This window comes from Actinoplanes rectilineatus (genome assembly GCF_000962825.1).
Taxonomy (GTDB): domain Bacteria; phylum Actinomycetota; class Actinomycetes; order Mycobacteriales; family Micromonosporaceae; genus Actinoplanes; species Actinoplanes rectilineatus.
This window is the reverse complement of sequence record NZ_JZKF01000018.1, coordinates 66605-93376: the sequence shown is the minus strand read 5'-3', so window position 1 is coordinate 93376 and position 26772 is coordinate 66605. Positions and strand designations below refer to the sequence as shown.

28 protein-coding genes and 1 pseudogene are annotated in these 26772 nt (G+C 71.5%); 14 read left to right on the top strand and 15 right to left on the bottom strand.

The window, feature by feature from the left end; all coding sequences use genetic code 11:
- The first annotated feature begins 46 nt into the window (after positions 1-46).
- Positions 47-691, top strand: a complete 645-nt coding sequence (locus WH85_RS16315; protein WP_045742708.1) for a TetR/AcrR family transcriptional regulator — start codon at positions 47-49, stop codon at positions 689-691.
- Positions 691-1509, top strand: a complete 819-nt coding sequence (locus WH85_RS16310; RefSeq protein ID WP_245673954.1) for a hypothetical protein — start codon at positions 691-693, stop codon at positions 1507-1509. The genes WH85_RS16315 and WH85_RS16310 overlap by 1 nt, the downstream gene beginning before the upstream one ends.
- On the opposite strand, the gene WH85_RS16305 is transcribed toward WH85_RS16310, so the two are convergent.
- The gene (locus tag WH85_RS16305; RefSeq protein ID WP_083449034.1) at positions 1488-2135 is read right to left on the bottom strand and encodes a TetR/AcrR family transcriptional regulator; all 648 of its coding nucleotides are present in this window, start codon (positions 2133-2135) and stop codon (positions 1488-1490) included. The genes WH85_RS16310 and WH85_RS16305 overlap by 22 nt on opposite strands.
- Before the next feature lie 64 nt (positions 2136-2199).
- Here WH85_RS16305 and WH85_RS16300 point away from each other — a divergent pair, with 64 nt between their 5' ends.
- Together WH85_RS16300 and WH85_RS16295 are read left to right on the top strand one after the other, a co-directional pair.
- Positions 2200-2430, top strand: coding sequence for a hypothetical protein (locus tag WH85_RS16300; RefSeq protein WP_083449033.1), 231 nt, complete (start codon positions 2200-2202; stop codon positions 2428-2430).
- A 68-nt stretch (positions 2431-2498) separates the two neighbouring features.
- On the top strand, positions 2499-2990 hold the full coding sequence (locus tag WH85_RS16295) for a DUF6624 domain-containing protein (protein WP_045742705.1): 492 nt from the start codon (positions 2499-2501) through the stop codon (positions 2988-2990).
- Between the two features lie 4 nt (positions 2991-2994).
- Here the strand turns inward: WH85_RS16295 and WH85_RS50405 are convergent, their stop codons facing one another.
- Entirely contained in the window at positions 2995-3135 is a 141-nt protein-coding gene (locus WH85_RS50405) for a hypothetical protein (protein WP_157411028.1), read from the bottom strand.
- A gap of 68 nt (positions 3136-3203) precedes the next feature.
- On the opposite strand from WH85_RS50405, the gene WH85_RS16290 reads away from it, so the two are divergent.
- The gene (locus WH85_RS16290) at positions 3204-3902 is read left to right on the top strand and encodes an MBL fold metallo-hydrolase (protein WP_045742704.1); all 699 of its coding nucleotides are present in this window, start codon (positions 3204-3206) and stop codon (positions 3900-3902) included.
- On the opposite strand, the gene WH85_RS16285 is transcribed toward WH85_RS16290, so the two are convergent.
- Positions 3874-5037 (bottom strand): ROK family transcriptional regulator, encoded by a 1164-nt coding sequence (locus tag WH85_RS16285; RefSeq protein WP_045742703.1) that lies wholly within the window; start codon positions 5035-5037, stop codon positions 3874-3876. The genes WH85_RS16290 and WH85_RS16285 overlap by 29 nt on opposite strands.
- Before the next feature lie 160 nt (positions 5038-5197).
- Here WH85_RS16285 and WH85_RS16280 point away from each other — a divergent pair, with 160 nt between their 5' ends.
- The 3 genes from WH85_RS16280 to WH85_RS16270 all read left to right on the top strand — a co-directional run bounded on the left by WH85_RS16280 (position 5198) and on the right by WH85_RS16270 (position 8828).
- Complete coding sequence (locus tag WH85_RS16280) at positions 5198-5395, top strand: hypothetical protein (RefSeq protein WP_052720486.1); 198 nt, start codon at positions 5198-5200, stop codon at positions 5393-5395.
- A 57-nt stretch (positions 5396-5452) separates the two neighbouring features.
- Entirely contained in the window at positions 5453-8182 is a 2730-nt protein-coding gene (fxsT, locus tag WH85_RS16275; protein WP_045742702.1) for an FxSxx-COOH system tetratricopeptide repeat protein, read from the top strand.
- Positions 8183-8261: 79 nt separating this feature from the next.
- On the top strand, positions 8262-8828 hold the full coding sequence (locus tag WH85_RS16270) for a hypothetical protein (protein WP_052720485.1): 567 nt from the start codon (positions 8262-8264) through the stop codon (positions 8826-8828).
- Between the two features lie 128 nt (positions 8829-8956).
- On the opposite strand, the gene WH85_RS16265 is transcribed toward WH85_RS16270, so the two are convergent.
- From WH85_RS16265 to WH85_RS16235, 7 genes are all read right to left on the bottom strand, one after another.
- The gene (locus WH85_RS16265) at positions 8957-9745 is read right to left on the bottom strand and encodes an ABC transporter permease (protein WP_045742701.1); all 789 of its coding nucleotides are present in this window, start codon (positions 9743-9745) and stop codon (positions 8957-8959) included.
- A complete protein-coding gene (locus WH85_RS16260; protein ID WP_045742700.1) occupies positions 9742-10608 on the bottom strand; it encodes an ABC transporter permease in 867 nt (288 codons plus the stop codon). The genes WH85_RS16265 and WH85_RS16260 overlap by 4 nt, the downstream gene beginning before the upstream one ends.
- Positions 10605-11657, bottom strand: coding sequence for an ABC transporter ATP-binding protein (locus tag WH85_RS16255; protein WP_211275374.1), 1053 nt, complete (start codon positions 11655-11657; stop codon positions 10605-10607). The genes WH85_RS16260 and WH85_RS16255 overlap by 4 nt, the downstream gene beginning before the upstream one ends.
- Positions 11638-12714 (bottom strand): extracellular solute-binding protein, encoded by a 1077-nt coding sequence (locus WH85_RS16250; protein WP_045742698.1) that lies wholly within the window; start codon positions 12712-12714, stop codon positions 11638-11640. Before WH85_RS16250 ends, WH85_RS16255 begins: the two co-directional genes overlap by 20 nt.
- A gap of 21 nt (positions 12715-12735) precedes the next feature.
- On the bottom strand, positions 12736-13995 hold the full coding sequence (locus tag WH85_RS16245; RefSeq protein WP_052720484.1) for an amidohydrolase family protein: 1260 nt from the start codon (positions 13993-13995) through the stop codon (positions 12736-12738).
- Positions 13992-15677: an FAD/NAD(P)-binding protein gene (locus WH85_RS16240; RefSeq protein WP_045742697.1), complete on the bottom strand. Its 1686-nt coding sequence runs from the start codon at positions 15675-15677 to the stop codon at positions 13992-13994. Before WH85_RS16240 ends, WH85_RS16245 begins: the two co-directional genes overlap by 4 nt.
- Positions 15678-15785: 108 nt before the next feature.
- Positions 15786-16742 carry a LysR family transcriptional regulator gene (locus WH85_RS16235; RefSeq protein WP_045742758.1) on the bottom strand — a complete coding sequence of 319 codons (957 nt, stop codon included), beginning with the start codon at positions 16740-16742 and terminating at the stop codon, positions 15786-15788.
- A 99-nt stretch (positions 16743-16841) separates the two neighbouring features.
- Between WH85_RS16235 and WH85_RS47020 the strand changes: the two genes are divergently transcribed.
- From WH85_RS47020 to WH85_RS16215, 4 genes are all read left to right on the top strand, one after another.
- The gene (locus WH85_RS47020) at positions 16842-18704 is read left to right on the top strand and encodes a peroxidase-related enzyme (RefSeq protein ID WP_052720482.1); all 1863 of its coding nucleotides are present in this window, start codon (positions 16842-16844) and stop codon (positions 18702-18704) included.
- The gene (locus WH85_RS16225) at positions 18701-20152 is read left to right on the top strand and encodes a carboxylesterase/lipase family protein (RefSeq protein WP_045742696.1); all 1452 of its coding nucleotides are present in this window, start codon (positions 18701-18703) and stop codon (positions 20150-20152) included. The genes WH85_RS47020 and WH85_RS16225 overlap by 4 nt, the downstream gene beginning before the upstream one ends.
- Positions 20153-20256: 104 nt before the next feature.
- Positions 20257-20565: a hypothetical protein gene (locus WH85_RS16220; protein ID WP_045742756.1), complete on the top strand. Its 309-nt coding sequence runs from the start codon at positions 20257-20259 to the stop codon at positions 20563-20565.
- 106 nt (positions 20566-20671) lie between these two features.
- The gene (locus tag WH85_RS16215) at positions 20672-21247 is read left to right on the top strand and encodes a TetR family transcriptional regulator (RefSeq protein WP_045742695.1); all 576 of its coding nucleotides are present in this window, start codon (positions 20672-20674) and stop codon (positions 21245-21247) included.
- Between the two features lie 365 nt (positions 21248-21612).
- Here the strand turns inward: WH85_RS16215 and WH85_RS16210 are convergent, their stop codons facing one another.
- The 3 genes and pseudogenes from WH85_RS16210 to WH85_RS52925 form a co-directional block, all read right to left on the bottom strand.
- Complete coding sequence (locus WH85_RS16210) at positions 21613-22332, bottom strand: AAA family ATPase (protein WP_045742694.1); 720 nt, start codon at positions 22330-22332, stop codon at positions 21613-21615.
- Positions 22333-22337: 5 nt separating this feature from the next.
- On the bottom strand, positions 22338-22694 hold the full coding sequence (locus WH85_RS52930; protein ID WP_245673960.1) for a RidA family protein: 357 nt from the start codon (positions 22692-22694) through the stop codon (positions 22338-22340).
- 45 nt (positions 22695-22739) lie between these two features.
- Positions 22740-23279: pseudogene (locus WH85_RS52925) on the bottom strand (DinB family protein); the annotation flags it as partial.
- A gap of 62 nt (positions 23280-23341) precedes the next feature.
- On the opposite strand from WH85_RS52925, the gene WH85_RS16200 reads away from it, so the two are divergent.
- Positions 23342-24304, top strand: coding sequence for a helix-turn-helix transcriptional regulator (locus WH85_RS16200; protein ID WP_045742693.1), 963 nt, complete (start codon positions 23342-23344; stop codon positions 24302-24304).
- Positions 24305-24308: 4 nt separating this feature from the next.
- Here WH85_RS16200 and WH85_RS16195 read toward each other — a convergent pair whose 3' ends face one another.
- Both WH85_RS16195 and WH85_RS16190 read right to left on the bottom strand, forming a co-directional pair.
- Complete coding sequence (locus tag WH85_RS16195; RefSeq protein WP_045742692.1) at positions 24309-25163, bottom strand: LLM class flavin-dependent oxidoreductase; 855 nt, start codon at positions 25161-25163, stop codon at positions 24309-24311.
- Complete coding sequence (locus WH85_RS16190) at positions 25160-26032, bottom strand: alpha/beta hydrolase family protein (RefSeq protein WP_045742691.1); 873 nt, start codon at positions 26030-26032, stop codon at positions 25160-25162. Before WH85_RS16190 ends, WH85_RS16195 begins: the two co-directional genes overlap by 4 nt.
- A 93-nt stretch (positions 26033-26125) precedes the next feature.
- Here WH85_RS16190 and WH85_RS16185 point away from each other — a divergent pair, with 93 nt between their 5' ends.
- The gene (locus tag WH85_RS16185; RefSeq protein ID WP_045742690.1) at positions 26126-26683 is read left to right on the top strand and encodes a TetR/AcrR family transcriptional regulator; all 558 of its coding nucleotides are present in this window, start codon (positions 26126-26128) and stop codon (positions 26681-26683) included.
- Positions 26684-26772 lie beyond the last annotated feature (89 nt).

Below are 26772 nucleotides of genomic sequence, written 5' to 3'. Positions count from 1 at the left end.
GTAGCACTCAAGCGGAGGTTGCCTCTCCGCTTGATAGGGTGTGGGGATGAGCACTCCGGGCCCGCCGAGACCACTGCGCGCCGACGCGGCCCGCAACCGTGAGCTGCTGCTGCGGGCCGCCCGCGAGATGTTCGCCCAGCGTGGACTGGACGTGACCCTCGACGAGATCGCCCGGCACGCCGGTGTCGGCGTCGGCACCGTCTACCGCCGGTTCGCCAACAAGGAGGAGCTGGTCGAGGCGCTCTTCGACGACCAGCTCGACCGGATGATCGCGCTCGCCGAGGAGTCCCTGGCCCGCGCGGACACCTGGGACGGGTTCGCCGAGATGTTCCGCCGGTTCAGCGCGCTGATGGCCGCCGACCACGGGCTGCGGGAAGTGCTCCTGCACAACACGTACGGGCACGACCGGGTGGCCCGGATCCGGGAACGGTTCGTGCCGGCCATGGACGCGGTCGTGCGGCGGGCGCAACAGGCGGGCGTGCTGCGGCCCGACGTGGAACCGACCGATCTGCCGATCATCGAGACCATGCTCGGCGGGGTGGAGGCGTTCGCCCAGCCGGTCCGGCCGGAGCTCTACCGGCGATACCTGACCATCATCCTGGACGGGATGCGGGCGCGACCCGGCCTCACCGCGTTGCCGGTGGCGGCGCTGACGGCGGAACAGTTCGACGAACTGGCGGGGAAACGTTGATGCTGCGGATGGCCACGGCCGGAGGGCATCCGGGGCGGGCCAATGAGGACTTTGCCGGAGGCGTACCCGGAGGAATGGTCCTGGTCGACGGCGCCGGAGGTGTTCCCGGGGCGGCGGAGGTCTGCCGGCACGGGGTGGCCTGGTTCGCGCGCCGGCTCGGCGGCATGCTCCTCGGTGGGCTGTCCCAGCCGGCCGGCCTGCTCGCCAGCGGGCTGGGAAAGTCGGCCGGCCTGCTTCCCGGCGGGCTGGGAAAGCCGGCCGGCCTGCGGGAGGTGCTGGCCGAGGGGATCACGGCGGTCGCCGACATGCACCGGGACACGTGCGAGGTCACGCACGGGAGCAGCCCTTTCGGGGCGGTGGCGATGCTGCGGTTCGCCGAGGGACGGGCGGAGTGGCTGGTGCTCGGGGACGCGGTGGCGCTGATCGACGTCCCGGGCGGCCCGCCGGTGGTGGTCCACGATCCGCGCGAGGTCGTCATCGCCGGCGACATCGAGAGACGGCTCGATGCGGGCGTCGAGGACCGTGCGGAACTGCTCGCGGAACTACGGTCCCGGCGCAACAGTCCGGGCGGATTCTGGGTGGTCAAGGACGATCCGAGCGTCGTCGAGGAGGCGCTCGTCGGCAGTCGCCCGGCGTTCAGGTCGGCAGCGTTGCTCAGCAACGGGGCGAGCAGCCTGGTCGACCGTTTCCACGCCACCGACTGGCCGGGGCTGCTGAGGCTGCTGGACACGGACGGGCCTGCTGAGGTCGTCCGCCGGGTCCAGGAGTTGAGGTTCCCGGACGACGCGACGGTCGCCTACTTCTCCGGGCCCGGCTGAGGCGCTGCCAGAATCGCGGCGAGACCCCGCTCGAACAGGTCGTCGTCGCTCCACCGGCCGACGTCGAGATGCCCGGAAGCGATCAGGGTCGGGTAGGTCTCGGGGTCGGCGGCCACCTGCCGTTGCGCGTCGGCGCGGTGCGCGGTGGCCTCGGTGACGGCCGCGCCGATCACGTAGTTGGCCACCACGCGGGTGAGCACGGCCAGCGCGCGGTCGGCGAAACCGCCGCGGACCAGCGCCGCCTGCAGGAACTCGGTGCGCGCCAGCACGTTCGGGCCGAGCATGGGCCGGCCGATCAGCCCCGGCGCCCACGCGTGGCGGAGCATCACCGCGCGCCACCGCGCGGTCAGGGCGTGCACGTCAGCGCGCCAGTCGTTGCTGGTGTCCGGAAGCGACACCTCGCCGAAGACGTGGTCGAGCGCCAGGTCGAGGACGTCGTCCTTCGTGGTGACGTGCCAGTAGAGCGCGGTCGACGTGACGGCGAGGCGCTCGGCCAGTCTGCGCATCGTCAGGCCGTCCGCACCCTGCTCGTCGAGCAGCGTCACCGCGGTCGCGACGATCCGGTCGCGGGTCAGCGGCACTCCCCGGCGGGGACGTTCCGGTTCCGGGCGCAGCCATACCGTCATGTCCCGCATCCTATTACAGTGGTAAACCAGTTTAACGTTGGTAAGGAGGTGAGTCGTGCCAGTGATGCGGATTCAGCTGGACGCCGACAGGGCCACCGCGCGCCGCGTGCTGGACCTGCATCGGGCGGGAAAGGTGCACCGCGAGTCGCGGGATGCCGCGCGCGACGAGGTCTGGCGGCTGGGGCGGACGCCGGCCGCGGAGCCGGTCTTCGTCGGCGTCACCAACGGCGAGCCGGTCCGGCTCCTCTACGACGTGGAGGTCTATCTGGAGTCCGGGGCCTCATCAAGCTTATAAAAAAGACGAACATCGATTCCTTCTCGGCTATCGACTTGAGTGGATCAAGGGGGTTCTACGGTGGGCCGATGACACTCGCGGAAGAACTGGTCACGATGACCGACGAGGACCGGGAACTGCAGGCCGGCGCCCTGAGCGGCGACCCCGCCGCGCAACTCGCCCACCGCCGGGTCACCACCCGCAACGCCGACCGGCTCAGCGAGATCATCGACGAGCGCGGCTGGCCCGGCGTGCGCCTCGTGGGGGAGGAGGCGGCCCGGCGGGCGTGGCTGGTGGCCCAGCACGCGGACCGGCAACTCGACGTGCAGCGGCGGGCCCTCGCACTGATGACCGCGGCCGTGGACGCCGGCGACGCCGACCGCACCCAGCTGGCCATGCTCCACGACCGGGTGCTGGTCAACGAGGGGCGGCCGCAGCTCTACGGCACCCAGATCGCCGGGGTCGAGAACGGCCGGCCGCTGCCGTGGCCGTCCGAGGACCCGGACCGCCTGGACGAGCGGCGCGCCGAAGTCGGCCTGGACCCGTTCGCCGTGCACGTCGCCAAGCACGCACCGTCCTGAGCCGTCACCGCAGGCGTTCGGCGATCGCGTCCGCCGCGGCCCGCAGCACCACCGACAGCCGCCAGAGGTCGTCCTCCCACACCCGCCGGCGGTGGAAGAACGCGTCCGCCTCGGCGACCCGGCACAGCAGACAGTCATCGGCCATCCGCCCAGTATTTCGCCTGTCAGCAGACGTCGCCATCCGATCGGCAGGACAAGCCCTAGGGTCGCCGCATGGACGTCGTCACGCTGGAACCACGCCTGCACATGCTGGCCTTCCCGGTCGGCCACGCCTACCTGTGGGTGGGGGAGGACGGCCTCACCCTGATCGACACCGGTGAGGTCGGCAAGGCCCCCGCCGTCGCCGACGCCATCACCGGCCTCGGCTTCCGGACGAGCGACGTGCGCCGGGTGCTGCTCACCCACTTCCACGACGACCATGTCGGTTCGGCGGCGGCGATCGCCGGGTGGGGCGACGTCCTGGTGTACGCGCACAGCACCGAGACCCCGATCATCCGCGGACTCGAACCGGGCCCGCCGCCGGTCCTGCGCGACTGGGAACGGCCGCTGTTCGAGCAGCTCCCGCCGCGGGTCCTGCCCGGCCCGGTGCGGGTGGACCGGGAGCTCACCGACGGCGACCCCATCGACCTCGGCGGCGTCGACGCGGTGGCCGTGCACGTGCCCGGTCACACCCCGGGCAGTGTCGCCTACTACCTGCCGGAGCCGCGGATCCTGTTCACCGGTGACACCGTCGCCCGTCTGCCGGACGGCACCGTGATCCTCGGGGTGTTCAACGTCGACCACGACCGCGCGGTCGACTCCCTGCGCCGGCAGGCCGCCTTGGACGTCGGAATCGCCTGTTTCGGTCATGGCACGCCCCTGACCGGGGATGCGTCGGCGCGGCTCAGGAGGATCGCAGCGGATCAGCGATGAGCGCCGCGAACCCCAGGTCCGCCGCCCCGATCAGCGTCGCGTCGTCGGCCAGCCCGGACAGTCGCAGCCGGGCCCGGTCCCGCGACACCGGCATCGCGTGCCGTTTGATCCGGCTGGCGACCTGTGGTTCGGCCACCTGGTACACGTCACGCAGCATCCCCCCGAAGATCACCACCCCGGGGTTGAACAGGTTGATCAGGTTGGCGACGCCGATGCCCAGCCAGTCGCCGATCCGGGCCACCGCCGCGGACGCCGCCGGGTCGCCGGCCGCCGCGTCGTCGACCACCGCCCGGACCGCCTGCCGTCCGGTCCGGCCGTCGGCGCGGCCGGCCGCCTCCAGCAGCGCGTGTTCGCCGGTCTCCGCCTCGAGGCAGCCTTGTGACCCGCACAGGCACGGCCGTCCGTCGACCGGGTTGACGACCATGTGCCCGACTTCGCAGCCGTACCCGCCGTCGCCGCCGAGCAGTTTCCCGCCGACCAGGACACCGCCGCCCACCCCGACGTCCCCGTGCAGGTAGATCAGGTTCTGGGAGCCGGTGCCCGCGCCGCGGGCCGCTTCGGCGAGTGCGCCCATGTGTGCCTCGTTGCCGACCGCCACCGGCAGGCCGATGCCGAGCGCCCGTTCCAGTTCGGCGCCGAACGCCTGGTCGACCCAGCCCATCTCGGGCCCGTACCGGACCATTCCGTCGCCGGGCCGGATCATCCCGCAGTAGGACGCCCCGATTCCCACACAAACCGCCCCGGGTGGCGCCGCGGCCAGCAGTTCCTCGCCGAGGGCGGCGAGGTTGCCGACCACGGTGTCCAGGTCCACCCCGGCCCGGGTGCGCGGCGTCTCCCGCCGGTCCAGCACCGGCCCGCCGAGCCCGACCCGGGCCGCGACCAGCCGGTCCACCGCCACGTCGAAGGCCAGCACGTAGACCCGCTGCGACTGCGGCAGCACGATGAACGACGGCCGTCCCGCCCCGGTGGTGTCGGTGGGCGGTTCCTCCCGGACCAGTCCGGCGGCGGCGAGCTGGGAGGTCAGCGCCAGGATCGTGCTGCGGTTCACCCCCATCCGCTCGGCGAGGGCGGCACGCGACAGCGGCCCGTTCACGTGGACGTGCTGGAGCAGCTTGCCGAGGGTGTGTCTACGCATCTCACCCCAAACCTAAGGAAGATCAACGACAGAAGCCAAACCCGCTCCGGTACGTGTGACCAGAGGCCCATTGTCGGCTTGTCGACAGCCGGTCGCCATGAACACCCGCCGAGTCCCGCCGACAGGAGGTGCCGTCCCCGTTTCGCAGGAAGGTTCCCCCATGCCGAGCACCCCCACCCGACCCGGCCTGTTGACGTTGCGCACCACCGTCATCCTCAGCATCTCCCTGCTGGCGGGCGGTGTGGTCGGCGGTCTCACCTACGTCTCCGGCGAGAACGTCCCCAAGTCCCTGCTGGCCGGACTGGCCACCGTCCCGGCCGGGGTGGCGTTCCTGCACCAGATGATCCACCCCACCTGAGCCGGGCGGCCGCGTATATTGGTCGCCGTCAGTCGCCCCGGGGGGAGGATGACGCGTTTGTCCCGCCACCTCCGCAAACCCCTGCTCGTCGGGACCCTGCCGGTGCTCGTCGCCGTCGGTGGCTGGCTGACGAACGTGCTCACCTCGGGCTGGGATCCGTGGCTCTTCGGCGGGCTGGTGGCGATCGTCGCCGTGACCGTGGTCCTCACGGTCGCCGCCGACCGCCCGGCCACCGATCCGCAGCTGACGGTGGCGCCCACGCCCGAGCCGCCCCCGGAGCCGGCGCCGGGTCCGCCGGCGGTCTGGCTCGACGTCCCGCCCCGCGGGCTGCACTTCACCGGCCGCGGTGACCTTCTCGCCGCCCTGGATCGTCAGCCGATCGGCAGCCACACCGCGACTGTTCTCGTACCCCATGCCCTGCATGGTCTCGGTGGTGTCGGCAAGACCCAGCTCGCCATCGAGTACGCCCACCGCCACCAGTCGTCGTTCGACCTGGTGGCCTGGATCCCCGCCGAACAGCAGGCGCTGCTGCGGTCGTCGTTCCAGCGGATCGCGGCCGCGATGGGCATCGCCGACCCGGACAGCTCGGACCGGACGGTGGCCCGGGTCCGGGACGGTCTGCGGCGGGGTGTGCCGTTCCGGCGCTGGCTGATCGTCTTCGACAACGCCGAGTCACCCGCAGCGCTGCGCCGGTACGTCCCGGAGGCCGCCCCACCGGCCTCGACCGGCCGGGTGATCATCACGTCCCGGGACCGGACCTGGTCGAGTTACGCGGAGGCCGTCGAGGTCGAGGTGCTGAGCCGGGCCGAGAGCGTCGCCCTGGTCCACAGGCGCAACCCCGGGGTGATCGAGCGGGACGCCCTGCGGCTCGCCGAACAGCTGGGCGACCTGCCGCTGGCCCTGGAACAGGCGTCGGCCTGGCTGGACGCGTCCGGCACCCGGGTCGGCGACTACCTGCGGATCCTCGCCGACCGGACCACGGACCTGCTCGGCGCGAACCAGGCCACCGACTACCCGATGTCGGTGGCCGCGACCTGGGGAGTCACCTTGGACCGTCTCTCCGGCACCGATCCGGTCGCGGTGCGGCTGCTCGAGCTCGCCGCGTTCTTCGGCCCGGAACCCGTCGACCGCCGGCTGTTCGCCTTCGGCGCGGACGACGACCTGCCACCGGAGACCCGCGACCTGCTCGCCGATCCGCTGCGGCTCGATCAGGCCCTGGCGAGCATCGGCCGGCTCTCCCTGGCCCGGTTCGACGCCGAACGCGGCACCGTTCAGTTGCACCGGCTGGTCCGCACGACGGTCCGGGCCCGCGTCGGGGAGGAACGCCAGGAACTCCTGCGGACCTCGGCGCAGGTGCTGCTGGCGGCGGCGGACGCGTCCGTGCCGGACTGGGCCGACCCGGCGACCTGGCCGGTGCACGCCATGGTCACCCCGCATCTGCGGTTCACCGGTTGTCTCGCCGGCCCGGGCCACCGGATCCGGCAGCTGGTCCTGCATCATCTGGGCTACCTGGAGTTCCGCGGTGACCTGCACAGCAGCCGCCAGTTCGCCGAGGAGGCGTGGGGCCTGTGGACCGAGAGCCTCGGCCCGGGGCACGAGGACACCCTGACCGTGGCGGTGGTCCTCGCGAACGCGGCCCGTTCACTCGGCGACACCCGATATGCCAAGCAGCTCCTGGAGGAGATCCTCGGACGGGCCCGCCGGCGGCTGGGCAACGCCCACCGGACCACCCTGTACGCCGCGAACAGTTACGGCGCGAGCCTGCGGATCGCCGGTGTCTACCGTGGCGCCTACCAGATCGACCTCCGCACCCTCGAGGACTCGCGCCGCACCTTCGGACCGTCGAGCGCCGAGACCATGCGCAATGTCAACAACCTCGTGGTCAACCTGCGCATGCTGGGCCGTTTCGCGGAGGCGCTCACCCGGGACCGGGAGAACCTGGCGCGGGAGGAGGAACTGGTGGGCGCCCGCGGACCCGACTACGTCGTGATCCGGCTGAACTGCGCCATCGACCTCTATCACCTGGGCCGCTACCGGGACTGCCTGCGGATGCTCGACGACGACGCCGCCGCGGCGGAGGCGCAGATCGGGCCGACCCACATCTTCGTCCTGCTGACCATGCGCACCCAGGTCGCGGCGCTGACCGCCCAGGGTGACAGCGAGGCGGCGATCCCGCTGGCCCGGCGCGCCCTCACCCGCTGCCGCGACGACCGCGGCGACCACCATCCGCTGACCCTGGCGATGGCGATGACCGCGGCGAACGCGCTCCGCGAACGTCACCCCGCCGAGGCGCTGGCGCTGTCCCGCGACACTCTGGCCGCACACCGGGAGATCGACGGCGACGGGCACCCGGCCACCATCGCAGCGTTGATCAACACGGCCGCGACCGAGCGGCACACCGGCGATCACCGGAGCGCCGCTGCCCACGACGACGAGGCGGTTCCGGCCGCCGCCCGGGTTCTCGGCGCCGACCATTGGGTGTCGCTGTGCGCGGTCGCCGGCCAGGGCGTCGACCATCACGTGGCCGGTGACCGCCCGTCCGCCGTCCGCCTGCTGCGCCAGGCCCACGAGCGCGCCGCCGCTGTTCAGGGCCCCGAACATCCCTTCACTCTCGGGTACGCCGTGAATCTCCTGCACGCCGCCGGACGCTCCGCCGACGCGGGCGACCTGCGGGCGTTACGCGCCGCAACACGCGACCGGTTGACCCGGACCGGAGACACCCTGCTGCTGCGCAAGCTGCGCCGCCGGGAGTGGGCGGAATGCCCCGTGGAACTCCCGCCCTACTGACGGAGTCCATCCGGTCAGGACTGTCCCCCAGGTGACAACGAGGATCGGCAGGGCGGCGTACGCTCCCGTACACAAGCCTGTGTATGACACCTCAGGCGCCGGGATCTCCCTGATGCTCGACGACCCGCAGGACCTGCGTGCTGCCGTCGCCGCCTACCGGGCGGCGGCGACCGGCGCCGGTCTCGCCTGGCCGGCCGACCCCGGCGAGGCGCTGGACAGTCTCGGTTTCGCGATCGGCACGCCGTTCCCGTGGCGGCAGCAGGTTCCGCTGTTCCGGTTCGACCTGATCCTCTTCACGTTCGTGCTGGGCGCGGGTCACGAGGGCGAGGTCTGGCGCTACGAGTTCACCCCGGACGCCTGGGACACGGTCCGGGCGGCCGACAGCGTGGCGTCCCTGTTCACCACGTGGGCGTCGGCCATCACCGCCGGGCTGATCAGCCGCGATGCTCTCAACGGCTGGCTGCAGGTCGGCGAACCGCGCGACGCGGATCCGCTGGCGTTCCCGCCGTCGGTGACGCACTACCCGCTGTTACGTCAGCGGCAGCGCGAGTGTGGCGTCGACCTGGACTGCATCGACCGCGGCTTCGACTGCCACGAGGAACTCTTCTCCGAGATCGACGCCGCCCGCTCCGCCCTCGGAGTCTGACGGCATACCCGGGTGGGTCCGGCCTTCGTGCCGGGCTCACCCGGTCACCACTGTGCCGTTCGAGGGCATCATGCGGGGCGTTGCCGTCGGATCCGGAGTTCCGTGGTGGTGGACGGCCGGTTCACCGGTCAGGCACGCAGGCTGCGGCCGAGGCCCAGGGCCCGCTCCACCGCCAGCACGGCGGCCAGCGAGAACGCGATGAGCAGCATCGACAGCGCGGCCACCTCCGGGCCGGCCTGCGTCTCGAGGTGGTCGAGCAGGGTCACCGGCAGCGGCGTGATGTCGAAGCCGGACAGGAACAGGGAGACCACCGCCTCGTCGAACGACACCAGGAACGACAGGACGGCGCCGGCCACCACGCCGGGGCGGATCAGCGGCAGCGTGACCCGGCGGAACGTCGTCCACGGTGAGGCGCCGAGGACCCGGGCCGCGTCCTCCCCGGCCACGTCGACCGTGGACAGGCTGACCGTGATGGTGCGGATCGCGTACGGCAGGCAGAGCACCACATGGGCCAGGACCAGTCCGGTGTACGTGTCGGTGAGTCCCAGGGGTGCGAAGAGCAGCAGTAACGCCAGGCCGAGGACGATGTTCGGCACCAGCAGCGGTGAGGTGAAGAACGACTGTGCCGTCCCGGATCCGCGGAACGTGTGCCGGGTGAAGGCCAGGGACGCCCCGATCGCCACGGCCAGGGTCACCACGGTGGTGAACACGGCGATGATCAGCGAGCTGACGAGACCGGTGGTGAATTCCGGGGTGGTGAAGACCGTGTGGTACGGCTCCAGCGAGAACCCCTGTGGCGGGAACCGGAGGAAGGTGGACGTGTCCACGGACACGACCGCGACCACCAGGATCGGGAGCCACAGGAACGCGTACACCAGAGAGACGACCGTGCGTTGCACCCAGCCGGAGGTTCTCATCGTCCACTCACCCACCGTTCCACCCGGCGTTGCAGGAGTCCGAAGACGGTGACCGCGATGCCGAAGACGATCACCAGGACCAGGGACAGTGCCGCGGCGAGCGGCCAGTTGAGCTGGTTGGTGGCCTGGTCGTAGATCTCCGAGGCGAGCACGAAGACACGTCCGCCACCGATCAGGCGCGGGGTGACATAGGCGCTGATGGTCAGCACGAAGACCAGCAGCAGGCCGGTGAGCACGCCGGGCAGGGTCAGCGGCAGCGTGACCCGCAGGAACCGGGTGATCCGGCCGGCGCCGAGCGACGCGGCGGCCTGTTCCAGGGTGGCGTCGAGCCTGCCGAATCCGCTGGTCATCGCGAGCACCGCGTAGGGCAGGAAGATCTGCACGAGGGCGATGACGACGCCTGCGAACTGGTTGGCCAGCTGTGGGGGAGTGTCGGTGAGGCCGAGCCCGGTGAGCACCGCGCTGAGCAGGCCCTGATTGCCGAGCACGACCATCCAGCCGTAGGTGCGGGCCACCGAGGAGACCAGCATGGGTGCGATCGCCAGGATGGTCAGCAGGCCTCGCCACTTCGAGGTCGTCCGGACCAGGAACAACGCGAGGGGGTACGCGACGAGCACCGTGATCGCCGCCACCAGCAGACCGAGCTTCACCGTCGTGAGCGCGACCCGCAGGTAGTAGGGGTCGGTGAACACGTCCGCGAACGAGTCGAGCGTCAGGGTGATCTCGATGCCGCCCCCGCCGGTGAACCGGTTGAACGCCATCCGCAACACCCAGAGCATCGGCATCGCGTACGCGAAGAGCAGCACCCCCAGTCCGGGGAGCAGCAGTCCCCAGGCCACCGGCGGCCGCCAGGATCGGCTCACGAGGCGTCCCGTGGCGGCAACACCCGGACGGCGGTGTCGTCCCAGGCCAGGTGCACGGCATCGCCGCGGGTCAGCGGCGCCCCGGCGGCCACGGTGTCCACCAGGAAGGTGTGCCCGGCCGCGTCCACCTGGTAGGCGACCTGGTCGCCGGTGTACGACGCGGACCGTACCGTGCCGGGCAGACCGTCGGCAGAAAGCCGGACCGCCTGCGGCCGCAGCAGTGCGGTGACCGGCCCGTGCGCGCGGTCCGACGTGACCGGCAGTGTCCCCAGTCCGGGCACGACGACACCGGAGGCGGTGAGTTCGCCGTCGAACAGGTTGGCCCGGCCGATGAACGTCGCGACGAACACGTCCGCCGGGTTCTCGTAGATCTCCTGCGGGGTGCCGATCTGCGCGACCCGCCCGTTGTCCATCACCGCGACCCGGTCGGCCATCGACAGGGCCTCGTCCTGGTCGTGGGTGACGAACACGGCGGTGATCCCGGCGTTCTGCTGCATCTCCCGGATCTCGGTCCGCAGCGACTCCCGCAGTTGTGCGTCGAGCGCCGACAGCGGTTCGTCGAGCAGCAGCACACTCGGGTTGACGACCAGGGCGCGGGCCAGGGCGACCCGTTGCTGCTGGCCGCCGGAGAGCTGCCCGATCCGCCGTTCGGCGAGGTGCCCGAGCCGGACCCGGTCGAGGATCTCGGCGACCCGTTTCTTCTTCTCGGCGGCGGGCAGTCGCCGCATGTCCAGGCCGAACGCCACGTTTCCGGCCACGGTGAGGTGCGGCAGCAGGGCGAACGACTGGAACACCATGCCCATGCCCCGCTTGTGCACGGGTGTACGTGTCAGGTCGCGGCCGTCGACGCTGATGGTGCCGGCGGTCGGCTCGATCAGTCCGGCGATCATCCGCAGGGTGGTGGTCTTGCCGCAGCCGGACGGGCCGAGCAGGGCGAGCATCTCGCCCTGCTCGACGGTCAGGTCCACACCGTCGACGGCGGGTGACGCCGCTCCCGGGTACCGCTTGACCAGCCCGGCGACCCGCAGCTCAGCCACCGATGACCTCACGCTGGATCCGCTGCACCCAGCCGGCGTAGTTCGGGGCGATCCAGTTCCAGTCGATCGGCGCCGCGTCGGCGAGCAGCCCGGTGGTGGAGGCGGTCCGGGCGTTGATGTCCGCGGCGACGGTGACGTTCTTGTTGACCGAGCCGTAGAACGCCGACTCGCTGAGCCGCTTCTGCGCTTCGGCGCCGATGGCGAATTCGACGAACTTCTGCGCGACGTCCTTCCTGGTGGACGTCTTGACCAGGTTGATCGTGCTGATCTGGGCGACGCCGAGTCCGGTGGGGACGGCGACGATCAGCTCGTTCGGGGTCTCGTCGTGCAGGGCCTGCGCGCGGGCGTTCCAGCCGACGCCCATGCCGACGCTGCCGGAGCGGATCGCGTCGTAGATGTTGGGCTGCGGCGAGAACGTCTGGGTGTTGGCGGCGAACTTCTTCAGTTCGGCGAGCTGGCCGTCGATCGAGGTCTTGTAGTCCAGGCCGAGTTCCTTGGACAGGCCGGCGATCAGCGCGATGCCGCGGGTGTCGGCGATCTGCAGGGCGAGCTGGCCCTTGTACTGTGCCTCGGCCAGCGCGGTCCACTTCGACGGCAGGGTCGCGAACTTGGCCGGGTTGGCGATGAACGCCAGGCTGTCGATGGTGATCGCCGGGCCGAAGCCGGCGTCGATGACCGCCGCGTCGACCAGGTCGGCCAGGCTGGTCACGATCGAGGCGTCCAGCTTCTCGAACAGTCCCTCGGCGTTGGCCGTGGTGGACACCGACGAGTCCATGATGACCAGGTCGTACGTGGCCTTGCCGGTGTTGGTGCGCAGTCCGGCGAGCAGCTCGGCGGAGTTCGTGGCCGGCGTGTAGGTGACCTTGGTGCCCGGGTTGGCCTGCTGGAACGGGTCGATCACCTCGGCCTGGAACTGGTCGGCGAACGCACCGGAGAAGCCGGTGATGGTGAGGGCGTCGCCGCCGGCCGAGGAGTCCTGCTGCGAGGAGTCGGTCGCGGAGGTGCTGCACGCGGCGAGCCCGAGCAGGGCGATGCCCCCGAAAAGGGCGGAACGACGGCTGATGGTCACTATGTTTCCCTTCGGAGTTTCTTAAACGAGCCCGCGGAGCTGGCTGAGCCGGACTCCGAGCGGAAGCGGTGTGCCGGGGGTGACGACGCCGTCACGCAGCACCCAGCGGGGCCGGCGCAGCACCTCGAACCCTTCGGTGAGCAGGTCACCCTCGGCGATCAGCAGGTCGGCGCGCAGGCCGGGGACGATCGTGCCGGTGATGTCGTCGTGCCGGGCCACCGTCGCGGCGGTACGCGTGGCGGCGGCCAGCACGTCGAGCAGGTCCGCGCCGGTCGCCTCGGCGATCAGTTCCAGTTCCTCGACGACCTCGCCGCTGGTGTCGGTGCCGGTGACCACCGGGACACCGGCCTTCCAGGCGAGCGCGACACTGGCCATGTGCCGTCCGACGATCTCGTTCTGGATCCGGCCGAACAGGTACTCGTTGCCGTACAGGCGGTGCTGCCAGCCGATCCCGGCCACGCTGGACAGGGTGGGGACGAACGCGGTGCCGTGCGCGACCATCTCGGCGACCACCGCGTCGTCCATGAACGCGCCGTGCTCGATGGTCGACGACCCGGCGCGGACGGCGTTGCGGATCGCCTCGGTCGAGTACGCGTGCGTCGCGGTCGGCTTGTGGAACTTGTGCGCCTCGGTGATCCCGGCCCGCAGCTCCGCCTCGGTGAACTCGGGGATGCCCGGCTCCTCCTCGGGGTACGTGCCGAGCCCGCCGGAGCCCATGAACTTGACGACCGCGGCGCCCCGGCCGATCTGGGTGCGGACCGCCCGGACCACGGCGTCCTCGCCGTCGGCCTCCATCGCACCCCAGTTGCTGCTGTGCCCGCCGGTGATGCAGATCGGGTCGCCGCCGGAGTAGAGCCGCGGCCCCGGGATCACGCCGTCGCGGACCGCCCGCATCGCCTGGATGCCGCCCGCGCCGGGCAGCCCGAAGTCGCGGATCGTGGTCACGCCGGAGGCCAGTTGCGCGGCGAGGTTCGCGGCGGTGTGCAGCGCGAGATATTCCGGTGGCTGGCGCATCAGGATGTCGCTCTGCGAGCGGTAGCTGCTGGTCCGCTGGGAGATCCGCAGGGTCTTGCGGGCCACGTGGTCGTGCAGGTTGTGCAGGCCGGGCACCACCGTGCAGCCGCGGGCGTCGAGCTCGACGGCCCCGGCCGGGACCGCGCCGGTGTCCGGCCCCACCTCGGTGATCTGCCCGTCCACCACGACGATGCGGGCGTCGGTGAGTACCGGCTGCTCGACGGTGGCGGTGAGCACGGTGGCGTGGCGGATGACGGTGGTGGTCACGAGCTTCTCCTCGGCACGATCTGGTCGGCGATGGACCGTGCTTGTTGCAGGGTGCGGTCGGCCCGTCCGGGTTGGGGCAGGTTGGCGATGTTCCACTCCTGGGGCTGCACCGGCAGTCCGATCACGAACCGGCGGGCGCTGAACTCACCCTGGGCGTCCCGCAACCGGCAGGCGGTGTCTTCTCCGGTACGGGCACGCGACGCCACCAGTCCACCGTCGGCGAGAGTGGCGTACCCGTCGTCGACCAGGGCGCGGACGAACGGGTCAGCGGTGCGTTCCGCGTCGTCGGCGGGCAGCCGGGCCTCGACGAGCGCGCGGACGGTGACCGGTGTGGCCAGGTCCCGTCCGCTGATCAGGAACCGGCCGTCGGCGGTGCTCACCCGGATGCCCGCGCCGAGTGCTTTCAGCAGTCCGGCGTCGACCAGCGCGAGGGCCTGTTCGACGCGCAGCGCGGGTGGTCCGGCGGCGAGGAAGGCGCCGGCGCTGCGGAACCAGCCCTGCAGGTCGGTCAGCACGGATTCCCGGGAGATGCCTCCGGCGGCGACGACCGTCCGGACCCGGTCCTTGAGCACGGCCAGGGTCTCGCCCATCGCGGTGACCGGGCCGCGCGGGGTGGCGAGTGCCGAGTCCAGGTCGGCTGTCAGCAGGTCACGAAGCCGGGCGGTCAGCGTCGCGACGTCCCGGGGCCCGGCTGCTCCGTCCGCTCCGCCGGCGAACGGGTCGAGCAGGGCGTCCAGGTCGAACTCCCCGGTGCCGCCCGCGACGGTCCAGGCCCGGGACATCTCGGCGATCATCAGCGGCCAGACGTCCTCGGCGAACGAGAGCGTGCCGTCGGCCGCCGACCAGCGCTCGACCACCTCGTCGGTGACGATCTCCAGGGTCACCGGTCCGGGCCGGTTCGCGCGGGCCAGGTAGGGCACGCCGCGTCCGGAACCCATCAGCAGCACCGGCTCGTCACCGGACGCGACGTAGCGCAGCCGGCCGTCTCCGTTACGCTGGTAGCGGCCGCCCCGGCCCTCGGTGAGCAGCGCGAGCACGTCGTAGAAGTTCAACCCCGCACCGAGCACGGCCACCGGTTGGCCCGCGCTCACCCCGCGCAGCGCGGCCGCCGTCGCCGGTCCCGGTCCGACGTGTGGCAGGCCGTGGCTTTTCGCGTACGCGCTGAGCACGGTCCCGTCGTCGTCCGGCGCGGCCGGGAGGTGCCCGAGTGCGAGAACGGCGCTGTCCGCGTACACGATCCGGTGGTTGCTGAGGGTGAGGGCCTGCGTGCCGTCGGGAAGCTCGGCGAGTGCGGTCACGCGGTGCGGATGGATGTGCACGCCCTGGTCGCGCAGCTGGCTTACCACCCACCGCAGGTATTCGCCGAAGTGGGCGCGGGTGGCGAAGTCGTCCGGCCCGAGTGCGCCACCGGCGGCGACGTGCCACTCGTGGAACGACGGTCCGTGCACACCGGGTTCACCGCCGGCCGCCGCGTCGACGGTGTCGTCGGCGAAGACGGTGGCCTGCCGGGTCCGCGAGTTCATCAGCAGCTCGGGGTCCTGCGCCGGGTCCCAGACCGCGCCGCCGGGCAGCGGGTCGATCAGGTGGACCTCGGCGCCGGGACGTCCGGCGAGCTGGACCGCGACGGCGAGACCGCGGGGGCCGGCACCGATGACGGCGACCCGGCATCGGGGCGTAGACATGCCATTCCTATCGTCAAACCATGCTTTACGGAGCACTGCTTGCCCCTATAAGGCGAGACGATACCCAGCACTGACCTGCACCGCGCAAGCACTGCGACGGTTATGTGATCAGGCGAACGACACGTCGATGGCCTCCCGAACCTCGGCGGCCGCCTCGACCAGCGCCTCCGAGGTGACCCGGACGGCCGGCACCGAGGCGAGGGATTCGGTGGTCACCGAACTCACCACCCTGGCCGTCACCGGCACCAGCCGGCGCACCGCGAGACCCGGATCCGGGCGTACCGCGGCCAGCATCAGATCCGGCACCAGCGCCACCCCCAGACCCGCCGCGACCAGCGCCTGCAACGCCACGTAGTCGTCGGTCTCGAACCCGATCTCCGGCTGGAAACCGGCCGCCGAACACAGCGACAGCAGGTTGCCGCGACACTCGACACAGCCCGCGATCCAGCGCTCCCCGGCCAGCTCGTGCACGTCCACCGACGTCGCCGCGGCCGCCGGATGACCGGCCGGCATGCCGACGTGCAGATGTTCGGTGACCAGCGGCACCGCCACCTCGTCCGACTGCAGCACCGGCACCGGAGCGCCGGTGCCCAGCTCCTGATCGCTGTCCGCGGCGTAGACGTAGACCACCGCGATGTCACACTCGCCCCGGCGCAGCAACTGCAGCGCCCGCGGCGGCTCCGCCTCGGTCAGGGTGAACCGCAACTGCGGATGCGACCGGGTGACCCGGCCCAGCGCCCGCGGCAGGATCGTCGCCGCCGCACTCGGGAAACAGGCGATCCGCACGGTGCCCGCCCGCAGCCCGGCGACCGCGGCGACCTCGGCCTCCACCTGCGCCATCTGGGTCAGGATCTGCTCGCCGTGCCGGACGAACACCGCGCCCGCGTCGGTCAGCCGGATCCCCGCGTGGGTACGCACCAGCAGCGGCGTCGCCAACTGCTCCTCCAGCAGCTTCACCGCCTGGGTCACCGCCGATTGCGTGGTGCCGAGCCTTTTCGCGGCCTTCGACATCGAGCCCTCGGCGGCGAGCGCCTGCAACAGCCGCAGGTGACGTACCTCAATCATGCGCACCATCAAACCAGTTGGGGTATCAGCTCAGCTAATGTCGGTCATCTCCCGCACCCCGTCGGTCCTCCCCGGCGCCCCCACGGACGGAGTCCCGCCATGCCCACCGCCGACCGCACCTGGGTTCACCAGGCGATCCGCGCCATCGAGGCGGACACCCACCGCACCGGGACCACACCGTTGCGGCTCTTCCCGCTGCCGGCCGACTGGGGCATCCGGCTCTACCTCAAGGACGAGACGGTGCAGCCCACCGGCTCGGTGCAGCACCGGACCGCCCGCTCCCTGATCCGTTTCGGCCTGGCCAACGGCGACATCGGTCCCGGCACCACCCTCGTCCGGGCCGGCGGCGACACCACGGCCGCGGCGCTCGCGTACTTCGCCCGGCTGCTCGACCTCGACTTCGTCGCGGTCGTCCCGCGCGACACCCCGGCCGCCGTCCTGGACCTGATCCGGCGGCACGGCGGCCGTCTCCACCCGGCCGACTCCGTCTCCGCCGCGGCGATCGACCTCGGCACCCGCCCGCACTGGTACGTCCTCGACGGGCGTCCCGAATTCGGCCTCGACGACCTCTTCGACCAGCTCGCCCTGGAACCGCACCCGGAACCCACGTGGCTCGTGCTCGGCGCCGACGCGACCACGGTGAGCGCACCGGTCGGCCGTCGCCTGCGCCTCCAGCAGCGACCCACGCTGATCGCCGCCACCGTCGACGCACCCCTCGTCGACGAGGTCGTCACCGTCTCCGACAGTCTCGGGGCCGCGCTGCGGCTGATCGAACGGATGCGCCGTGCGGGCCAGGAGGGTTCGGTCGTCGCCCTGATCAGTGACGAACCGGCCCCGCCGCTCACACCACGGGCCACCTCTGCGATCCCCACCCTCGTCGGGGACGATCCACTGGCCGCACTCGGGACACTGCGCGACGACGTCCGCGCCTCCACCCTGGCCCTGGACGACCTGGTCCTGCGGCCGGTCGACGAGCGCGGGCTGTCCCGGACCGACCGGCTGCGGATCGCCCTGCGGGTGGCGCAGGTCAACGACCACCGCGAACTGGCCGCGCACTGGACCGCGGAACTCGGCGGCGACGCCGGACCGGTCGGCGACCCGTCCCACTGGGCCGGCCTCGGACCCCGCACCGCCGGGATCCTCGCCCACGCCGAACAGATGGCCCTCGACCCGCGCGACCTCGGCCGCGACGACGTCCACCTGCTCGGCGACCTCGGCCTGGACGCACCCCAGACGGTGGCGGTGGCGCAGGTCGTCGCCTACGTGAGCTACCTGGTCCGCCTGCTGCGCGGCCTGGCCGCCCTGGACGAGAACCCGGACACCACCCCGGCGCCGCCGCGGGTCGTGGGTTCGGATCCGCAGCTCGCGGGCTCGGAACCGCCGCACTTCACCGCGACGCTGCGCCCGGACGAGACCGAATTCCCGGTCTACCGGTGGGACCCGTGGGTGCCGCCGGCCCGGGTGCCCGGCGTCGAACCCGGCTCGGACAGCCGCACCCCGGCGAAATGGTCGCCGTTCTACCTCACGCTGCTGCACGACCCGGCCGTCCTCGCCGAACGGACCGCCCTCTACAACGCCATCATGACCGGCAGCCCCGGCGTCGCCGGTGCGCTCGGCCGCGCCGACCGGGAACTCGCCGCCCTCGGCACCTCCCTGGTCACCGGCTGCGAATACTGCGCGTCGGTCCACGGCCGCCGCCAGATCCAGCTCTCCGGCGACACCGGGACCAGCGTCCTGCTCGCCCAGAAGGGACCGTCGGTGCTCGGCGACCCGCTGCAGCAGGCGGTGGTGGCGCTCGCCGCCCACACCGCCACGACCCCGCCGACCGTCGGCGCCGGTGACGTCACGGCCCTGCGGGAAGCCGGTCTCGGCGACGACGCGATCCGCGACGCGCTGGCCGTCGCCGCCATGTTCGCCTGGGCCAACCGGCTGATGATGACCCTCGGCGAGGCGGTCCTGTGAGCGACGCCGTCGAGGTCTCCACCACCGCGGGCACCGTGCGGGGACGTGTTCGGGACGGCATCGGGGAGTTCCTCGGCATCCCCTACGCGGAGCCGATCACCGCCTCCCGTCGTTTCCGGGCGCCTCAGGCGCGTACCCCGTGGTCCGGTGTTCGCGAAGCGACCGCCCTGAGTGAGGTATGCCCGCAGGTCCCCACCTACGGCCCGGTCGGCACCCGGGCGGCGTCCACGCTGACCGGGGGAGAGGACTTCCTCACCGTCAACGTCCGCACCCCGGACGTCGGCGGCCGGGCGCCGGTGCTGTTCTGGATCCACGGCGGCGGGTACGCGGTCGGCTCGGCGAACGAGGGCGCCCTGCAGACCGGCGCGTTCGCCGCATCCGGCATCGTCGAGGTGACCGCCAACCACCGGCTCGGCGCGCTCGGCTTCCTGCACCTGCCCGACGCGCCCGACAACCGGGGCCTGCTCGACCTGATCGCCGCCCTGGAGTGGGTACGCGACAACATCGCCGCGTTCGGCGGCGACCCCGGCCGGGTGACGCTCGCCGGACGGTCCGCCGGCGGGTTCGCCGTCGCGACCCTGATGGCGATGCCCGCCGCCCGCGGTCTGTTCCACGCGGCGCTTCCGCAGTCCGGCGCGTCGGTGGCCGTGTTGCGTCCCGCCGATGCGGCGAGGGTATCCGGGCGCTTCTTCAGTTCATCTCCTGATATCTCCGACATAAGCGCTGTTCTGCGAGCGCAGAAGGCGGTCTGCGACGAGTCGTACACCGCCCACGACGCCGACCGTGACGGCGACGTGGCCATGCTGGGCGTCGCCTTCCAGCCGGTGATCGACGGTGTCTCGCTCCCCGTACACCCCACACGGGCGGATCTCGCCCCGGTCCCGATGATGATCGGCTGCACCACGGCGGAGTACCGCACCCACGCCACCGTGCACCCCGTGGATCTCGGTTTCACCGACGCGGCGTCCCTGCTGCACGAGCGTGTCGTCCCGCTGGGCCTGACCGGCGCCGAGATCGTGGCGCGCTACCGGGCGGGGTTGCCGGAGCACACCGGCCTGGGCATCTGGCGTGCCGTCGGCGGCGACCTGGTCTTCCAGAACCCGGCCACCCGCTTCGCCGACCACGCCGCGGCGTCCGGCCTGCCGGTCTTCCGTTACCTGTACGGGCCGATCGAACCGGACGAACTCGGCGCGGAACACGGCGCTGAGCTGGGGTCGGTCTGGTACCGCGGTCCCGGCCACCTGGCCACGGTCCCGCCCCGGCAGCGCCCGGCCGACCCGGCTGCGGCCCGCGTGGTCCATGAGATCTGGGCGTCGTTCATCCGCGACCACGTCCCGCCCGCGCCGTTCTCCGCCCACCGTCCGGGAGCGGCCCGGACCACCCGGATCAGCGGCACCGAAGTCTTCCCCGCCGCCGATCCGTTCGCCGCGCGTCTCTCGTGGTGGTAGCCACGCAGCCCTTGATGTCTCGCCGCGACATCGCTATTCTGATGTCGCGGCGAGACATCATGTCGTGCCGCATCCACAAGCCCGCCGACGGAGAAGGACAGGCAATGTCAGAACATGCGAAGCGGACGTTCATGGTGGTCGGCACGCTGCACGCCGGCACGGACATGGCGGAGTTCGGCGCCCTGCGGGCAGACGAGCACCGGCAGCTGGAGGTGCTCCGCGCCGAGGGCCGGGTCGGCGCCCACTACGTCTCACCCGCGCGCGGGACGACCTTCGTGGAGATCATCGCCGCGGACGAGGAGGGGGTGGCGCAGACGATGCAGACCCTGCCGTTCGCCCGCTTCTTCGACATGGATGTCTTCCCGACCGCGCCCGCGGATGCCGCGGAACTCGCCCACCGAGCGCGGATGTAGGCCGATCCCAGGGTTGCCGGTGACGGTGCCATCGACTTCTCCTCGGCGATGACCAGCAGTGATGTCGCGGCGCGACAACAAGCCGGTGGGCAGGTAGCATGGGCGCATGCCCCGTTGGGAAGTCGGCAGTGAAGAACGGCTGAAGAAGGCCACCATGGAGCTCTTCGCCGAGCAGGGCGTCGAGGCGACGAGCGTCGTCGAGATCGCCAAGCGGGCCGGGGTGACCACGCGTACGTTCTTCCGCTACTTCCCCGACAAGCGTGACGTCCTGTTCGCCGACGCGGAGAGCCTGCTCGAGGCGCTCGTCGGCCGCATCCTCGAGGCCGACGTCAGCCGGCCGTTCCCGGCGGTCATCGAGGTGCTGGCGGGGTTCGACTGGAGCGCCATGGGATGGCAGTCGCAGCGCTGGCGGCATGCGATCATCGCGGCGAACCCGGAACTGCACGAACGTGACCTGATGAAGCGGGACGCCATCGCGTCCGCCTTCACCGGCGCGTTGCGGCAGCGCGGCGTCGAGGCCGGCACCGCGCAGCTGGCGTCCCGGGTGGGTTCCCAGGTGTTCTTCACGGCCTACGAGAAGTGGCTCACCGCCGAGGACGAGACGAGCCTGGCCTCGGTCATCGAGGCGACGCTGGAATGCTTCGATGCGTTGGTGGCGATCCGGAGCGCTTATTCGACGTAAGGTGCGCATCACACGCCACGAACACCGGCCGGCGCCCGTGCATGCAGGGCGCCAGCCGGTTCGTTACCGATGTGCCAGGTCGAGCAATCGCCTGAGGCCGTCGTCGACCTGCTCCATCAGGGCGGGTGAGATTACTGCCGTGGCTACCGTGGCAGACCGGTTTCCGCCCGCAACCTCGGCGTCCAGTTCACCCGCCAATCGATCGGGAAGGGTGACAGAGATGGTTGCCATGCCGGAGATATTGCCGGCAGTAGGGGAGCTCGCAATGCTCCGGACAACATGATTGAGCCGTTTTCATCCTGCGAGGTCAGGTACACCTCGATGATGTGGTGAGGGTGGGCAGGCCGGGGAACCACGCCGGTCTGTCAGGTGAGGCCGAGGTGGCGCAGCATGCGGGCCGGGTCGGCCAGGAACGTGCGGGTCATCGCCACCGCCTCGGTCTGGTCGTAGGCCACCTCGTTGATGGCGCCGTCCGTCCCGATCTCGAGGATCGTCGCGCCCGGGTACGCCAACAGAACCGGCGAGTGGGTGGCGATCACGAACTGTCCGCCCAGCGCCACCAGCTCACCGATGCGGACCAGCAGCGCCAGGCAGCCCTGGACCGACAGTGCCGCCTCCGGCTCGTCGAGCAGGTACAGCCCGGACGGGCCGAACCGGTGCTCCGCCAGGTCCAGGAACGATTCGCCGTGCGACCGTTCGTGCAGAGACTGGCCGCCGTAGGAGGCGGTCACGCCGAGCTGATCGATCTCGGTCGCCACGTTGTAGAACGACTCGGCCCGCAGGAAGAAGCCGGTCCGCGGTTTGCGGCCGGCCACCCGGGACAGGGTCAGGTGCCCGCCCAGCGCCGACTCGCTGGGACGGGTCGCGAAGGTGAACGCGGTGGTGCCGCCCTCCGGGTTGAAGCCGGCCGCCACCGCTATCGCCTCGATCAGGGTCGACTTGCCGCTGCCGTTGTCGCCGGCCAGCAGCGTCACCGGTCCGGGCAGGGCGATGCCGCCCCGCCGGTGCAGGGCGCGCACCACCGGCAGGTCGAACGGATATCCGTCGCCCGGTGCCGCGTCCAGCCGGACCGCCCTGATGAACATGCTGCCTATCCGGGGACGACGGCCGTCGCGTCGATCTCCACCAGGGCGCCGGGGCGGGCATGCCCGGCCGTCGTCACCACGGTGATCGCCGTGCGGTGGTCTCCCCACACCTCACGTGATGCCGCGTACCCCACCTGTGCGTCCACGCCGTCCACGATATAGATCGTCAGCTTGGCCACGTGCTCCTGTGTCGCCCCGACCGAACCCAGCACGGTCAGCACGTTGCGCATGGCCTGTCTCGTCTGCTCCTCGATGCCGTCCAGGAGACGCCCGCTGCCGTCCGACCCGAGCTGTCCGCCGACGTAGAGGGTCCGGCCGGACGGGGCGATCACCCCCTGCGTGAAGGCCGGATTATGAAACATCCCCGGCGGGTCGACTTTTACCAGTTCTTCGGCTGAAGAGCGCAGATACAGGTCCCGCAACAGGCTCACCTCCGACAAATGGTGGATCAACTCCCGGTGGATGTGCAGCACCAGATCCGCCATCGTGAGCTCGGGATACGGCTCCTTGTCACCGACCGCGACGAGCAACCCGTCCTCCCCGAGCCCACGGACACCGTCCATCCACGTCTCCAGCTGCTCGTCCAGCTGGGCCATGGCTTCAGCGGCACTCTCCGCGTACCGGAAAGTCTCGTAGGAAGCCGGCGGCGCGCCGAAATGCGCGGCGTTACGCATGGCGAGGACACCGACGATCACGTGCCCGAGCCGCCAGGCGATGGTGGTGAACGGGGCCGGTTCCGGGGTGGGGAACGCGAAATCGATGGTGACGTCGCCGCTGCCGCCCTGCACCGGGGCCGTCGACGTGCCGCGTGGCCGCACGCTCCAGGCGTCCGGGACCGGCGACCAGAAGTATTCGTCATCGGTCAGGCCCTCGAGGCGTGGCCGGATCTGGTTGGTCCAGTGCCAGTGCCACTGCTCACGCAGGGAGTTGTTCCAGTCGTGTGCCATGAGTCCACCCTGACATCCGGGGCGGACAGGATCGGTCCGCTTGGCCGGGCAGACTGGTCGGCATGAGCGGCGACGAGCGAGATACCACCGAACGGGTGCTCACCCTGCTCGGCCTGCTGCAGCAGCGCCGGGTGTGGACCGGGCCCGAGCTGGCCGGCCGTCTGAACGTCACGACCCGCACGGTCCGGCGCGACGTCGAGCGCCTGCGCACGCTCGGCTACCCGGTGCACGCCGGGCAGGGCACCGGCGGCGGCTACCAGCTGGGACCGGGCCGGGACGTGCCGCCGTTGCTGCTCGACGACGAGGAGGCGGTCGCGACGGCGGCGGCGCTGCTGACCGGTGCGGGCGGCGTCGCCGGATCCGGCGACGCCGCCCTGCGGGCGCTGACGAAACTCGACCGGGTGCTTCCCACCAGGCTCAAGCCGGGGGTACGCGCATTCGCCGGCGCCGTCGACTCGTTCGGCGGCGGGCGCACCCCGGTGGACGCAGAGGTGCTGATGACCCTGGCCCGGGCGTGCCGCGACGAGGTGGAGGCCGGGTTCGACTACCCGTCCGGTGGCACGTCCGGCCGCCGCCGGGTCGAGCCGTACCGTCTGGTCAGCTCGGACCGCCGGTGGTACCTGGTGGCGTTCGACCTGGACCGCGACGACTGGCGCACGTTCCGCCTGGACCGGATGTCCGATGTCGCCGCCCGGACCTGGGGTTTCCGTCCCCGGGAGGCTCCGCCCGCCGCCGCCTACGTGCAGGAGGGCATCGCGAGTCGCGCCTACCGGCATCAGGCCCGTTTTCTGGTACGCGCTCCGGCCGCCACGATCCGGGAGCGGATCCCGGCCGGCGCGGCCGTGGTCAAGCCGGTCGACCAGCACAGTTGCGAGCTGGTCAGCGGGGCGGACAGCCTCGACTTCGTGCTGATGCACGTCGTCCTGCTGGGCCACGACTTCACCGTGCTCGACCCGCCGGAGCTGGCCGAGCGCTGCCGGGTGCTCGCCGCCCGGTTGTTGGAAGCCGCTCAGAGCAGCTCGTAGCTGCTTAGAGCAGCGTGTCGACCACCCAGTGCGCCACGCCCGGCGGGTAGGGCGCCGGCAACCCCAGCACGATGTGCCCGAATCCGGCCTCCACCGCCTCACCGATCGCCCGCCGGGTCTCGTCCGGCCGCTCGTAGGAGACGCCCAGGTGCATCGACCGGGTGATCGACGCCGGGTCCCGCCCGATCTCCTCGCACAGCCGGTCGAGCAGCGCGCTGCGGCTCACCGCGTCGGCGAGATCCCCGCCCGGGATGTTCCACAGGTCCGCGTGCCGCGCGACCACCCGGAGCAGGGCGTCCGACCGGCCGCCGATCATCACCGGCGGTCCGGGGCGCTGCACCGGTTTGGGATTGCCGAACGCCCCGGTCAGCTGGACGTGTTCGCCGGCGAAGTCGAACGGTTGCTCCGCCGTCCACAGGCGCCGGATCACGGTGAGCGCCTCGTCGAGACTGCGCACCGAGTGCCGGAAATCGTGGAAGGGGAGGCCGTGTGCCTCGTACTCCCGCCGGGCGATGGGGTGTCCGGGCCGGGACCCGGCCCCGATGCCGAAGTCGAGCCGGCCGCCGGCGACGACGTCCACCGTCGCCGCGATCTTGGCGAGCATCGCCGGTGGCCGGAAACGATTACTGGTCACCAGCAGGCCGAGCCGCAGCCGCCGGGTCTGTGCGGCGAGTGCGGACAGCAGCGTCCAGCCCTCGAAGGCCGGGCCCGTCGGGTCGCCGCCGATCGGCATCAGGTGATCGAAGAGCCAGGCGTGCCCGATCTCCGGAAGCTCGTCGGCCTCCTGCCAGACGCGCAGGACGTCCGGGTAGCCGACGTTCATCGGCGCCGTCATGATCCCGATGGTCGGTGCGGTCATCGCGACTCCAGCTTCCCGAGGTCGCCCACGTGCTCCCCGGTCAGCTCGCCGCGCAGGTAGGCGGTGGTGACCCGCTGCACCAGAGCGACCCGCTGCGGGTCCTCGTCGGTCGTCTGCGTGTGGTTCGCCCCCACGATCCCACCCAGCGTGTGCTCCGCGCCGAAGATCGTGAGCAGCGTCTTCGACCCCGGGCTCAGGTGGTAGGGGTCGGCGAACCAGTCCGGGTCGCGGACGGTGAGCGGTGACCGGTCCTGGTCACCGGCGATCACCAGGGCCGGGGTGGTCATCGTGCTGAAGTCCGGGCTCATGAACGGGAAGTGCTCCGCGGCGAACGGCGTCAGGTCGTCGCCGCCGGTCCCGGCCGTGGTGAGCAGCACTCCGGCGGTCACCCGGGCGTCGGACAGGTCCTCGTCGCTGCCGACGATCCGGGCCCCGAGCAGCATCCCGGCGGTCTGGCCGCCGTAGGAGTGGCCGGCGGCGATGACACGGCTGCGGTCGATGCGCCCGGCCAGGCCGGGCACGGACGCTTCGAGGAGATCCAGGTGATTCAGCGCCAGCACCATGTCCTGTACGCGAAAACGCCAGATCTCCGGAGTGCGGCTGTCGTCCGGACCGACCCCGAGCGGCGGGAAGTCCAGGTGGGTGGGCTGCACGACGACGAAACCGTGTCCGGCCCAGTGCTCGGCGAGCGGCTGATAGGCGTCCATCGACTGCCCGAAGCCGTGCGAGAACAGGATGACCGGGAGGTCGCGCCCGGTGACCGGTGCGGTGACCCGGACCTGGAGGTCGACGCCGCGGCCGGCGGGGGCAGGGATGGTCACCGGCCGGACCGAGACGATGGCGGTGGTGGTGCTTTCGGTGGAGTGCATGACAATGGCTCCTCGGAGAGAATGTTCAAGCGGAACCAAGTTCCGGTTACGAAGATACGGAACCTGGTTCCGGTTAGCAACCCCGGGAGACCCATGCCCGCCGTCCCGCGCAAACGCGCCGACGCCCGCCGCAACGAGAAGTCCCTGCTCGACGCGGCCGCGGCCGCCTTCGTGGCGGTCGGCATCGACGTCCCGGTCCGCGACATCGCCACCCGGGCCGGCGTGGGTGTGGGCACCATCTACCGGCACTTCCCGACCCGGGCCGACCTGGTCGTGGCCGTCTACAAGCACCAGGTCGAGGCATGCGCCGAAGCCGGCCCGGCGCTCCTGGCGTCGTCGCCGTCGCCGTATGCGGCCCTGGTCGCCTGGGTGAACATGTTCGCCGACTTCCTGGTCACCAAACACGGCCTGGCCGAAGCCCTGAGCTCCGGCGACCCGCAGTTCGAGGCCCTGCACGCCTCGTTCGTCGAACGCCTGCTCCCGGTGGCGACCGACCTGGTGGCGGCCGCGACCGACGCCGGCGAACTCCGCCCGGTCGAGCCGTTCGGCCTGATCCTCGCGGTCGGCAACCTGTGCGCGGGTGACGGCTGGGACCCCCGCTACAACGCCCGCGAGATGGTCACCCACCTGCTCACCGGCCTGCACACCTGATCGCTGAGTTCTACAACACAAAGTTACAGAAGGACCTTATGTAAATAGTTGCGCGGGCAGATAGTGGGAGGGTCGAAGATCGGCTGCGC

Bases quoted from the DNA above. Each gene is read 5' to 3' on its own strand.
- WH85_RS16300 (WP_083449033.1), top strand. From the start codon at position 2,200: ATGCGGATTCAGCTGGACGCCGACAGGGCCACCGCGCGCCGCGTGCTG.
- WH85_RS16215 (WP_045742695.1), top strand. From the start codon at position 20,672: ATGCCCCGTTGGGAAGTCGGCAGTGAAGAACGGCTGAAGAAGGCCACC.
- WH85_RS16195 (WP_045742692.1), bottom strand. From the start codon at position 25,163: ATGACCGCACCGACCATCGGGATCATGACGGCGCCGATGAACGTCGGC.
- WH85_RS16295 (WP_045742705.1), top strand. From the start codon at position 2,499: ATGACACTCGCGGAAGAACTGGTCACGATGACCGACGAGGACCGGGAA.
- WH85_RS16185 (WP_045742690.1), top strand. From the start codon at position 26,126: ATGCCCGCCGTCCCGCGCAAACGCGCCGACGCCCGCCGCAACGAGAAG.
- WH85_RS16305 (WP_083449034.1), bottom strand. From the start codon at position 2,135: ATGACGGTATGGCTGCGCCCGGAACCGGAACGTCCCCGCCGGGGAGTG.
- WH85_RS16265 (WP_045742701.1), bottom strand. From the start codon at position 9,745: ATGAGAACCTCCGGCTGGGTGCAACGCACGGTCGTCTCTCTGGTGTAC.
- WH85_RS16240 (WP_045742697.1), bottom strand. From the start codon at position 15,677: ATGTCTACGCCCCGATGCCGGGTCGCCGTCATCGGTGCCGGCCCCCGC.
- WH85_RS50405 (WP_157411028.1), bottom strand. From the start codon at position 3,135: ATGGCCGATGACTGTCTGCTGTGCCGGGTCGCCGAGGCGGACGCGTTC.
- WH85_RS52930 (WP_245673960.1), bottom strand. From the start codon at position 22,694: ATGTTTCATAATCCGGCCTTCACGCAGGGGGTGATCGCCCCGTCCGGC.
- WH85_RS16280 (WP_052720486.1), top strand. From the start codon at position 5,198: ATGCCGAGCACCCCCACCCGACCCGGCCTGTTGACGTTGCGCACCACC.
- WH85_RS16285 (WP_045742703.1), bottom strand. From the start codon at position 5,037: ATGCGTAGACACACCCTCGGCAAGCTGCTCCAGCACGTCCACGTGAAC.
- WH85_RS47020 (WP_052720482.1), top strand. From the start codon at position 16,842: ATGCCCACCGCCGACCGCACCTGGGTTCACCAGGCGATCCGCGCCATC.
- WH85_RS16200 (WP_045742693.1), top strand. From the start codon at position 23,342: ATGAGCGGCGACGAGCGAGATACCACCGAACGGGTGCTCACCCTGCTC.
- WH85_RS16290 (WP_045742704.1), top strand. From the start codon at position 3,204: ATGGACGTCGTCACGCTGGAACCACGCCTGCACATGCTGGCCTTCCCG.
- WH85_RS16310 (WP_245673954.1), top strand. From the start codon at position 691: ATGCTGCGGATGGCCACGGCCGGAGGGCATCCGGGGCGGGCCAATGAG.
- WH85_RS16190 (WP_045742691.1), bottom strand. From the start codon at position 26,032: ATGCACTCCACCGAAAGCACCACCACCGCCATCGTCTCGGTCCGGCCG.
- WH85_RS16210 (WP_045742694.1), bottom strand. From the start codon at position 22,332: ATGTTCATCAGGGCGGTCCGGCTGGACGCGGCACCGGGCGACGGATAT.
- WH85_RS16235 (WP_045742758.1), bottom strand. From the start codon at position 16,742: ATGATTGAGGTACGTCACCTGCGGCTGTTGCAGGCGCTCGCCGCCGAG.
- WH85_RS16220 (WP_045742756.1), top strand. From the start codon at position 20,257: ATGTCAGAACATGCGAAGCGGACGTTCATGGTGGTCGGCACGCTGCAC.
- WH85_RS16315 (WP_045742708.1), top strand. From the start codon at position 47: ATGAGCACTCCGGGCCCGCCGAGACCACTGCGCGCCGACGCGGCCCGC.